The 7,801-nt window shown below is 61.5% G+C and carries 11 protein-coding genes; 3 read left to right on the forward strand and 8 right to left on the reverse strand.

Annotated elements, in window-relative coordinates; genetic code table 11:
* Window positions 1–628, reverse strand: a 628-nt coding sequence (locus EOA85_RS21265) for an alpha/beta hydrolase (protein ID WP_164759782.1), incomplete at its 3' end; no start/stop codon positions are given.
* A gap of 97 nt (window positions 629–725) precedes the next feature.
* Here EOA85_RS21265 and EOA85_RS21270 point away from each other — a divergent pair.
* Both EOA85_RS21270 and EOA85_RS21275 read left to right on the forward strand, forming a co-directional pair.
* Entirely contained in the window at window positions 726–1,253 is a 528-nt protein-coding gene (locus tag EOA85_RS21270) for a helix-turn-helix domain-containing protein (protein ID WP_127211056.1), read from the forward strand.
* A 78-nt stretch (window positions 1,254–1,331) separates the two neighbouring features.
* Window positions 1,332–1,565: a hypothetical protein gene (locus EOA85_RS21275; RefSeq protein WP_029348749.1), complete on the forward strand. Its 234-nt coding sequence runs from the start codon at window positions 1,332–1,334 to the stop codon at window positions 1,563–1,565.
* A gap of 236 nt (window positions 1,566–1,801) precedes the next feature.
* Here EOA85_RS21275 and EOA85_RS21280 read toward each other — a convergent pair whose 3' ends face one another.
* The 3 genes from EOA85_RS21280 to EOA85_RS21290 all read right to left on the reverse strand — a co-directional run bounded on the left by EOA85_RS21280 (window position 1,802) and on the right by EOA85_RS21290 (window position 3,539).
* A complete protein-coding gene (locus EOA85_RS21280) occupies window positions 1,802–2,203 on the reverse strand; it encodes a hypothetical protein (RefSeq protein ID WP_095517940.1) in 402 nt (133 codons plus the stop codon).
* Between the two features lie 244 nt (window positions 2,204–2,447).
* Window positions 2,448–2,630, reverse strand: a complete 183-nt coding sequence (gene rpmF / locus EOA85_RS21285) for a 50S ribosomal protein L32 (protein WP_029348751.1) — start codon at window positions 2,628–2,630, stop codon at window positions 2,448–2,450.
* A 138-nt stretch (window positions 2,631–2,768) separates the two neighbouring features.
* Complete coding sequence (locus EOA85_RS21290) at window positions 2,769–3,539, reverse strand: transglycosylase domain-containing protein (RefSeq protein ID WP_127211057.1); 771 nt, start codon at window positions 3,537–3,539, stop codon at window positions 2,769–2,771.
* 79 nt (window positions 3,540–3,618) lie between these two features.
* On the opposite strand from EOA85_RS21290, the gene EOA85_RS21295 reads away from it, so the two are divergent.
* Window positions 3,619–4,536: a polyprenyl synthetase family protein gene (locus EOA85_RS21295; RefSeq protein WP_127211058.1), complete on the forward strand. Its 918-nt coding sequence runs from the start codon at window positions 3,619–3,621 to the stop codon at window positions 4,534–4,536.
* A gap of 25 nt (window positions 4,537–4,561) precedes the next feature.
* Here the strand turns inward: EOA85_RS21295 and EOA85_RS21300 are convergent, their stop codons facing one another.
* The 4 genes from EOA85_RS21300 to EOA85_RS21315 all read right to left on the reverse strand — a co-directional run bounded on the left by EOA85_RS21300 (window position 4,562) and on the right by EOA85_RS21315 (window position 7,701).
* The gene (locus EOA85_RS21300; protein WP_127211059.1) at window positions 4,562–5,470 is read right to left on the reverse strand and encodes a LysR family transcriptional regulator; all 909 of its coding nucleotides are present in this window, start codon (window positions 5,468–5,470) and stop codon (window positions 4,562–4,564) included.
* Between the two features lie 272 nt (window positions 5,471–5,742).
* Entirely contained in the window at window positions 5,743–6,480 is a 738-nt protein-coding gene (locus EOA85_RS21305; protein ID WP_127211060.1) for a class I SAM-dependent methyltransferase, read from the reverse strand.
* A 7-nt stretch (window positions 6,481–6,487) separates the two neighbouring features.
* Window positions 6,488–6,787, reverse strand: coding sequence for a hypothetical protein (locus tag EOA85_RS21310; RefSeq protein ID WP_245485924.1), 300 nt, complete (start codon window positions 6,785–6,787; stop codon window positions 6,488–6,490).
* Between the two features lie 41 nt (window positions 6,788–6,828).
* On the reverse strand, window positions 6,829–7,701 hold the full coding sequence (locus EOA85_RS21315; protein WP_127211062.1) for a lytic transglycosylase domain-containing protein: 873 nt from the start codon (window positions 7,699–7,701) through the stop codon (window positions 6,829–6,831).
* Window positions 7,702–7,801 lie beyond the last annotated feature (100 nt).

The raw sequence follows: 7,801 nt of genomic DNA on the forward strand, positions 1-7,801 counted from the left end.
GATCTTCACCGCTCGTGAGCAGGAAGTGATTGGTCGCGCTCAAGAAGCCGCCGGATCGGTCGTAATCCTGTTCGACGAACGCCCTCGTCAGCTTCTCGTCGAATGGATGCGCGGTGCCGGCGATTGCGTGCGCGTCCTTGACCATGAAGTCGACCACCTGGTCACGGTTCGACCAGTCGACTTTCGCGCCTTTGGCGGAATGCTTCACGTAGGCGTCGGTCATGGCTGGCAGATGCGACGTGTCGATCCCGATTGGCGAAGTGCTGATCGCCGTAAGCGAGATGACCCGCGACGGATGCTTCAGCGCCACAAGCTGCGCGATCATGCCGCCCATCGACATGCCGGCCACATGCGCTTTCGCGATGCCATAACTGTCTAGGACGCGGATGGCGTCGTCCGCCATGTCGTCGAAAGTGTAAGGCGGTTCGCCCGGCGCATATTTGGTCGAGCGGCCGGTATCGCGATTGTCATAGCGGATCACGAACAGACCCTTGCCGGCCAATTTCCGGCAGAACGCCTCCGGCCACCAGAGCATCGAAGCCATGGCACCCATGATCAGCAGCATCGGTGGGTGCGCGGGATCGCCAAATGTCTGGGACGCGATTTCCGGTTCCACTTCCTTTGTCATCTTCGCAGTCTCCTCCTAAAACCGATTGCTTTTTGCAATCAGTTGCACGATAATAAGACTGATATGATAATGCAACCGGTTTCTTTCGGAGAATCGCATGAGCATTGATCGCCGGTCTGGGTGCCCGATCAACCTGTCGCTTGAAGTGTTTGGCGACCGGTGGAGCCTGATCATCCTTCGCGACGTGATTTTCGGCGGCAAACGCCACTTTCGCGACCTGCTCAACGGGTCGCTGGAAGGAATCGCTTCCAACATACTCGCTGATCGGCTGAAGCGGCTGATGGAGCTCGGCATGCTGACCAGGGCGGACGATCCCACCCACAAGCAGAAGGCAATCTACAGCCTGACTGAAATGGCGATCACGCTGGTGCCGATCCTGGCGCATCTCGGCGCCTGGGGTCGCGTCTGGCTGCCTGTCAGCGAGGAGCTCTCGATCCGCGCCGAGCTTCTGGAGAAGGGTGGCCCGCCGATGTGGGAAAAGTTCATGGACGAACTGCGCCACGAACATCTGGGCACGCCTTCCGACACGCCCCCGGAGGCTACCGTGCGTGCCACCCTGCAGGCCGGATATGAGGCGGTTGCCGCCCGAAAGGCGCCGGGCGCCAAGTGCGATTCCCGCGCCTGACCACCTTATTTTCCCCATTGCAGGTCGGCTCTGCTATTAAAGGAATGAAAACTATAATTTACGGGATTGGAAAAGCCCTTGGTTGAGAACTCTAAGGATACTGCCCGCGCGCGGGCCGATTTGCGTTTCAAAAAGCAGGAAGAGGCAGCCACGGTTCGCCAGAAGGCGATGGCGGAATATGTCGCCGAGAGCGACGCCCGCCAGATAAAGACCAACAAACTGAGGGCGCTCCGCCTCGCCAAGGAAGCGGAAGACCTCGCCAATGCGCCGGCTGCTCCGGTGAAGAAGCCGGCGCGCGCCAAGAAAAAATAGGGCTGGTTCGCAGCGCATAATGCTGGAAGCCGGAATCGGTTTCCGGAAAGAAGCTTGCGCGATTCAAATTGCAGACCGTCCTTTGCGCGTCGCACTGCGCTCTAATCTTCGATAACCTATCTGAAAATCGCCGGCGTCTCCGACGTGCCGGCGCGGGCGTGTCCTGCCCGTCGCCGGCGGGTGCTGATCCGCGACGAGGCCGGCGCCATCATCGGCGCTGTTGAGGCCGGGCCCCTCTAGCCCATGTTTATGTCACGAGTGGCCGCTCGCATCGACACCGAGAAGCCGGCCAGGACGTCGACCAGTGTGATGACCATCAGTGTGAAGAAAACCGAGTGCGCCGCGCCCTTCACCAGCAGGAACTCGACCAGGAACGCCACGAAGACGAAGGTCGACAACAGGTGGTCCATGATCGAGGCGTTCGACGTGCGCGTCGATTTCACGATTTCGATGAAGAAGAGGATCAGCCCGATCAGCACGATCAGATCGCCGAGCGTCATCGAGAACACTCCGCCCGACATCATGCGGATCGAGAACATTTGGCTTGCCCAGGGATCGTCGCCGCCGCCAAATATTCCCAGAAGCCCCAGATTATAGAGGACGAAGGGCACGATCAGCAGCGGGATGGCACCGAACATCAGAAGGCTCCGGTTGGACAACCTTCTCTAGTATGCGCTCGGCGTTCGCCGTCAAGATTTTTCGTACGTGACCGCGAACACGGACCAAGACGGTGCGAAATAACCATGTCAGCCGGCGCGGCTGCCGTCCGGTACGGCTGCTGAGCTCTCTGAAATTGGTTCGGTGGGCGATCATCTCCGCCAAATGCAAAAAGACCGGCGCAATGGCCGGTCTTCGGGAGTCACAAAACCGTCGAAAGCGTTCTCAGCTTTCCTTCGGCTCCAGAACCTGGCGACCGCGATACATGCCGGTCTTCATGTCGATATGGTGCGGGCGGCGCATCTCGCCGGAATTCTTGTCCTCGACATAGGTCGGGGCCTTCAAGGCATCGGCCGAACGGCGCATGCCGCGCTTCGACGGAGAGGTTTTTCGTTTCGGTACGGCCATGGATATGCTCCATTACATGGTCAAAATGCCCCGGCTGCCCTCGTGAAAGGGCCGCGTCAGGGGCCGGAATCTGAGAAAGTCGGTTGCCTATACACGCCCCGCGCCGTTTTGGCCAGCGTCGCCGCAAATTTTTTTAAGCTAACGCAGACAGCCGACATAGGCGCCGGACCGGCCCGCGCGCCGCTCGATCAGCGCGGCCAGCCGTCTCAGCCCCGGTCCGGGCTTCGCCGGGTTGCGCGCGATTGGGTTCGGCAAGGTGACGGCAAGCAGCGCCGCCTGGCGACGCGACAATCGTTTTGCCGAAACCCCGAAATGGTGCTGGGCGGCGGCCTCGATGCCATAGATGCCCGGCCCCCATTCGGCGATATTGAGATAGATTTCCATGATGCGCCGTTTCGACATCACCATGTCGACATAGACGGCCAGCGGCAGCTCGACGACTTTCCGGACCGAGCCCAGCGGCCGCGACCAGAGATAAAGGTTCTTCACGGTCTGCATGGTGATGGTCGAGGCGCCGCGCGTCATCTCGCCGGCCAGCGCATCGTCGACGACGCCCCTCAACTCGCCAAGGTCGATGCCGCGATGGAAACAGAACTGCCCGTCTTCCGACATGATGACCGAATTCGCCAGCGCCGGCGCCACATCGTCGATCGAGACCCAGCGCCGGTCATAGCCGGAAAACGTCGCCAGATCCTTCAGCATCAGTGTCGATACCGGATGAACGAACGGCGGGAGATAAAGAAAGGTCAGCACCACCGGCATCAGCGCCAGCACGACGGCGACGGTGATACCGCGCCGGACCCAGTGCCGGGGCCAACGTTTGAGACCGATGCGGTTGCCGCGTTTCGGCCTCACCATGTCCAGCCCTTCGGTTTCGTAATCGACAATCGGTTCCGCCAAGCCGCTCAATCCATGCTGCTCCCTACCCCCGGCATAATGGCGCTTGGCTTCTTGCGCAACGTCTGAGTGTCGGCTACCCGTCCCCGGCATGACGAAAGACGATCAAATGCCGTTCGAGGCAGCGCTTGTCGCGCGCACAGGTCCGGTCGAGGCGATGCTCAGGCGACTGCTCGACGACCGCCCGCTTTCAGGCGAGATCGCGCGGCCGCAACGTCTGATGGAGGCGATGCGCCACGGCGTGCTGAACGGCGGCAAGCGCCTGCGCCCCTTCCTGGTCATGGAAAGCGCCGCGCTGTTTTCCGCGGACGGCGAGGCGGCGCTGCGCGTGGCGGCGGCGCTCGAATGCGTGCATTGCTATTCGCTGATCCATGACGATCTGCCGGCCATGGACGACGACGATTTGCGCCGTGGCCAGCCGACCGTGCACAAGGCCTTCGACGAGGCGACCGCTATCCTCGCCGGCGACGCCTTGCTGGCGCTCGCCTTCGACATCATTGCGGACGAAGCGACAATGCTGCCGGCCGAGCGACGGGCGGCGCTGGTGCTGGCGCTGGCCCGCGCTGCCGCAGCTGGCGGCATGGTCGGCGGCCAGATGCTCGATCTCGAAGCCGAGCGTATCAGGCCGGACGAGGCCGGCATCATCCGGCTTCAGGCGATGAAGACCGGCGCACTGATCCGCTTCGCCTGCGAGGCGGGCGCAATCCTTGCCGGCGCGCCAGCGGCCGACCGTGAAAGACTGGCGGAATTCGGCTCCGCGATCGGGCTTGCCTTTCAACTTGCCGACGATTTGCTCGACCTGACGGCGGACGCGCACCAGATGGGCAAGGCAACCGGCAAGGATGCAGCCGCCGGCAAGGCGACGCTGGTGGCGCTGCACGGCCCCAATTGGGCGCGGGGCCAGCTTCAGGGCCTCGTCGACCAGGCCCATGCCTTGCTTCATCCCTATGGCGACGAGGCCGTGCTTCTGAAGCAGGCAGCCGAATTCGTGGCGGCCCGCAACAGCTGACGCTGTTCCAAGTTGTACTCGCGTCCTATGGCGCGCCGTGTAGCCAAGGAGGGTTGGCGAATTGTTCCGCCAGGAAATCCACGAACACGCGCACACGCGGCGACAGGATTCGGCCAGGCGGATAGACGGCGCAGATTGGTGGTCCGTCATGATGATTGTATCCGGTGAGCAATGCGGTCAGTCTGCCTACTCTGATATCCGGTCCAACCAATATCTCCGACATACGGACGATGCCGACACCGGCGAGCGCCAGCCGGCGTAGCGCTTCCGTACTGTTGGCCTCTATCGGGCTGCGGATACGCATGCTTTGCCGACCGTCCGGGCCATCGAATTCCCAGATATTGAGGCCGCCGCGTGATGTGATGCCAAGACATGTATGATGTTGAAGACCGCCTGGCGTCATCGGGATACCGTGTTTTTCGAGATACCGAGCTGACGCGCAAATGACACGGTGATTGGGCGCCAGCCGCCGCATCACCAGCCTGGAATCGCTCTGGGCGGCAACGCGCACTGCGACGTCCGTTTCCTCAGCCAACAGGTCGACAATCGCATCTGTGAACATTAGCTCGAGCTCGATGGCAGGGTAGCGATCGATGAAGGCCGGTAACATCGGCACGATCAAACGATGGCCGAAGGCGCTTGGAAGACTGACCCGCAGCCGGCCGCGCGGTTCTGCGCCGGGTTGAATCGCGATTTCAGCCTCTTTGATGTCGTTCAGGATACGGCGAGCGCTATCGGCATAGGTGCTGCCTTCCGCCGTCAAGCTGATCCGCCGCGTCGAGCGTTGCAGCAATCGCACGCCAAGGCGGGACTCAAGCCGCCCGATGACCTTGCTGACGGCCGATGGGCTCAACCGCAGCCGGCGTGCCGCCGCCGAGAAATCGCCTTCCTCGACAACCGACAGGAACACACCCATCGTTTCTGGCCGGTCCATGTCATCTATTCCAACTCGTCACAGATGAACAGAAATTATCATCGATTATCGGCACGCGCGATACATAATATGATTTCCTCTTCAGCATCCAAAATACCGGCGAGGAGGTGCGATGCGTTCAGAACAGCCAAATCTCCGCGATGCTCACGAGTTGCATCGGTGGGCACGTCGCCAGCGCAGCGCCGCAATTGGCCGGTGGTGCTTTCGGCTCGTCCGTGCGCTCAATCGGTCACGGCAAAAGATGGAAAACCGCTCAAGGCAAACCATCCGAGCTAGCGCAACCGGCCAATCGGGATGATTTCCGGCGAGGTATCGAGATATGGCTCGCCCTGCCAACTCCCGAGCCATTCTTCGACGACCAGTCCGCTCTCGTCCAGCATCTGCGCAAGGCTTTCCTTTGTCGGGAAGGCGATTTCCGATTCGGCGCTGAGCACCCGCCCACTGTCGGGGATTTCATAATGGGTCGAGTAGGTGACGACACCGGTAGCGGGATCGCGCCGAAAATCGTTCCACGCTCTTACCATGCCCAATTCGGGATGACTGAGTTCCCGTTGCGACCATTCCGGCGTCCACTCGAGCCATTCCTGCGCGACTGGATTTCGCGTATCGAAGATGAAGCACCCGTCGGCAGCCAGATGAACGGCGATCGTGGCAAGCACCGCCTCTCGATCTTCTGGCGTCAGAAACACCTGGAAAGCGTGCCCGGTCAAAATCACCAGATCGAAGCGTCGTCCGAGCCGGACATTGCGCGCATCGGCCTCGACCCAGTCGACCCTCTGCCCGCCGGCTCTGCGGCGCGCGACGTCGAGCATCGCCGGTGCCGGATCGACGCCGGTCACACTGCGCCGATCGGCGAGCGCCGCCGCCAATTGCCCGGTACCGCAGCCGAGATCGAGAACCGAGCCCGCGTCCTTGGCAAAGCCGACGCAATAGTCGAAGTCCACGCCGCCTTCGTTCTCGATATCGTAGAACTGGACGAGGTCGGGATCGCTGTAAAGAAGGTCGGTCATTGTGGGCCTATAGCTGGAATTTTGCTTTTATGCGCCTGGCGCACTCCAGCGGCGTGAGCGTGCTGGTGTCGATTTCGAGATCGTAGCTGATATCCTTGTGCACGCGGTCATATCGCCAGCGCGACAGCCCCGGCAAGCGGTCGACCCGCTGGATTCGCGAGCCTTCGAGAACGTCCAGCGGAGCAACCAGGCATAGATCGAAATCCGACAGCAACCTCAGATACTCCGGCATCTCGCCGTCGCACAGCACATTATCGACAATGAGGTTGTTGCCTTGTGCCGCCATCGCGGCGATGGCGTGCCGCATGCCAGCACTTTCAGGTTCGAACAAGCGCCGACATATCGCCTTTACCGATTCCGCACCACAATGCATGCACCGCCGACGCTTTGCAGTTTCTGGCAGATATTGTTGGCCTTGGCTTTGGAGTCGGCGCCGATCCGGACTGCATAGATGCCGCGCCTACCGATCGGCGTGCGCACCCGGCTGACCACCGGATTATGGTCCTTAAGCAAGGCCGGAAACCGGCGCTTCACACCATTCCATTGACTGAGAGCCGCGGCGCGGCGGAAATTGCCGGCCACCTGCACGCCCCACGGCTTGATGTTGATCGACGCCATGGCCACGGTTTGGGACTTGATGACCGGCAGCCTGCGGCAGGCGACCGCGAAGCTCGCTTTCTTGTCGAGCGGCCGGATGGTACCGTCATAGGCGGTATCGGTGAACCTGTCGGCCGGCTCGCCCATGATGTCCAGAACGTAGTCTTCGGTCTCCATTGGCAGGAAGCCACCGGAACTCAGCCAGCGCGATACCCGGTTTTCACCGGCATTGTAGGCGGCAGCCGCCAGGCCCAGATTGCCGAAGCCGGTTTTCATCTCGGCGAGATATTTTGCCGAGGCCGGGATGGCCTGCTCGATATCGAAGGAATTGGCAAGGCCGCGTATCTTGGCGGTACCAGGCATGAACTGGGCTATGCCTTCGGCGCCGACCGGACTGACCGCATTGGGATCGAAGCGGCTTTCCTTCCAGATCAGCCGGGCAAAGAAATCCTTGGGCAGGCCGTTTTGATCGGCATGGGCCTCGATCAGGTTGCAAACACGGTCGAGCAGCCGCTGCTTGGCGGGGCGCGGCGGATCGGCGTGGACGGCTGTCGCCCAGCCGAGCGCGCCAATCAAAACCAATCCACCAAGCAAAACCGGCGTCGCCCAGAGGAAGCGTCGCATCGACCTACTCCGCCGCGGCCTTGCCAGCTTGCCCAAACCGCTGCTCGATATAATCGGCGACCATTTTTTCGAAGTCGGCGGCAATCGAAGGGCCGCGCAG

Origin of the sequence: Mesorhizobium sp. M5C.F.Ca.IN.020.29.1.1 (assembly GCF_003997375.1) — a bacterium.
Classification (GTDB): domain Bacteria; phylum Pseudomonadota; class Alphaproteobacteria; order Rhizobiales; family Rhizobiaceae; genus Mesorhizobium; species Mesorhizobium wenxiniae.

Excerpts from the sequence above, each read along its gene's own strand:
- EOA85_RS21300 (WP_127211059.1), bottom strand. The coding sequence starts at position 5,470 with ATGGACCGGCCAGAAACGATGGGTGTGTTCCTGTCGGTTGTCGAGGAA.
- EOA85_RS21310 (WP_245485924.1), bottom strand. The coding sequence starts at position 6,787 with ATGCGGCACGCCATCGCCGCGATGGCGGCACAAGGCAACAACCTCATT.
- EOA85_RS21305 (WP_127211060.1), bottom strand. The coding sequence starts at position 6,480 with ATGACCGACCTTCTTTACAGCGATCCCGACCTCGTCCAGTTCTACGAT.
- EOA85_RS21280 (WP_095517940.1), bottom strand. The coding sequence starts at position 2,203 with ATGTTCGGTGCCATCCCGCTGCTGATCGTGCCCTTCGTCCTCTATAAT.
- rpmF (WP_029348751.1), bottom strand. The coding sequence starts at position 2,630 with ATGGCCGTACCGAAACGAAAAACCTCTCCGTCGAAGCGCGGCATGCGC.
- EOA85_RS21270 (WP_127211056.1), top strand. The coding sequence starts at position 726 with ATGAGCATTGATCGCCGGTCTGGGTGCCCGATCAACCTGTCGCTTGAA.
- EOA85_RS21315 (WP_127211062.1), bottom strand. The coding sequence starts at position 7,701 with ATGCGACGCTTCCTCTGGGCGACGCCGGTTTTGCTTGGTGGATTGGTT.
- EOA85_RS21295 (WP_127211058.1), top strand. The coding sequence starts at position 3,619 with ATGACGAAAGACGATCAAATGCCGTTCGAGGCAGCGCTTGTCGCGCGC.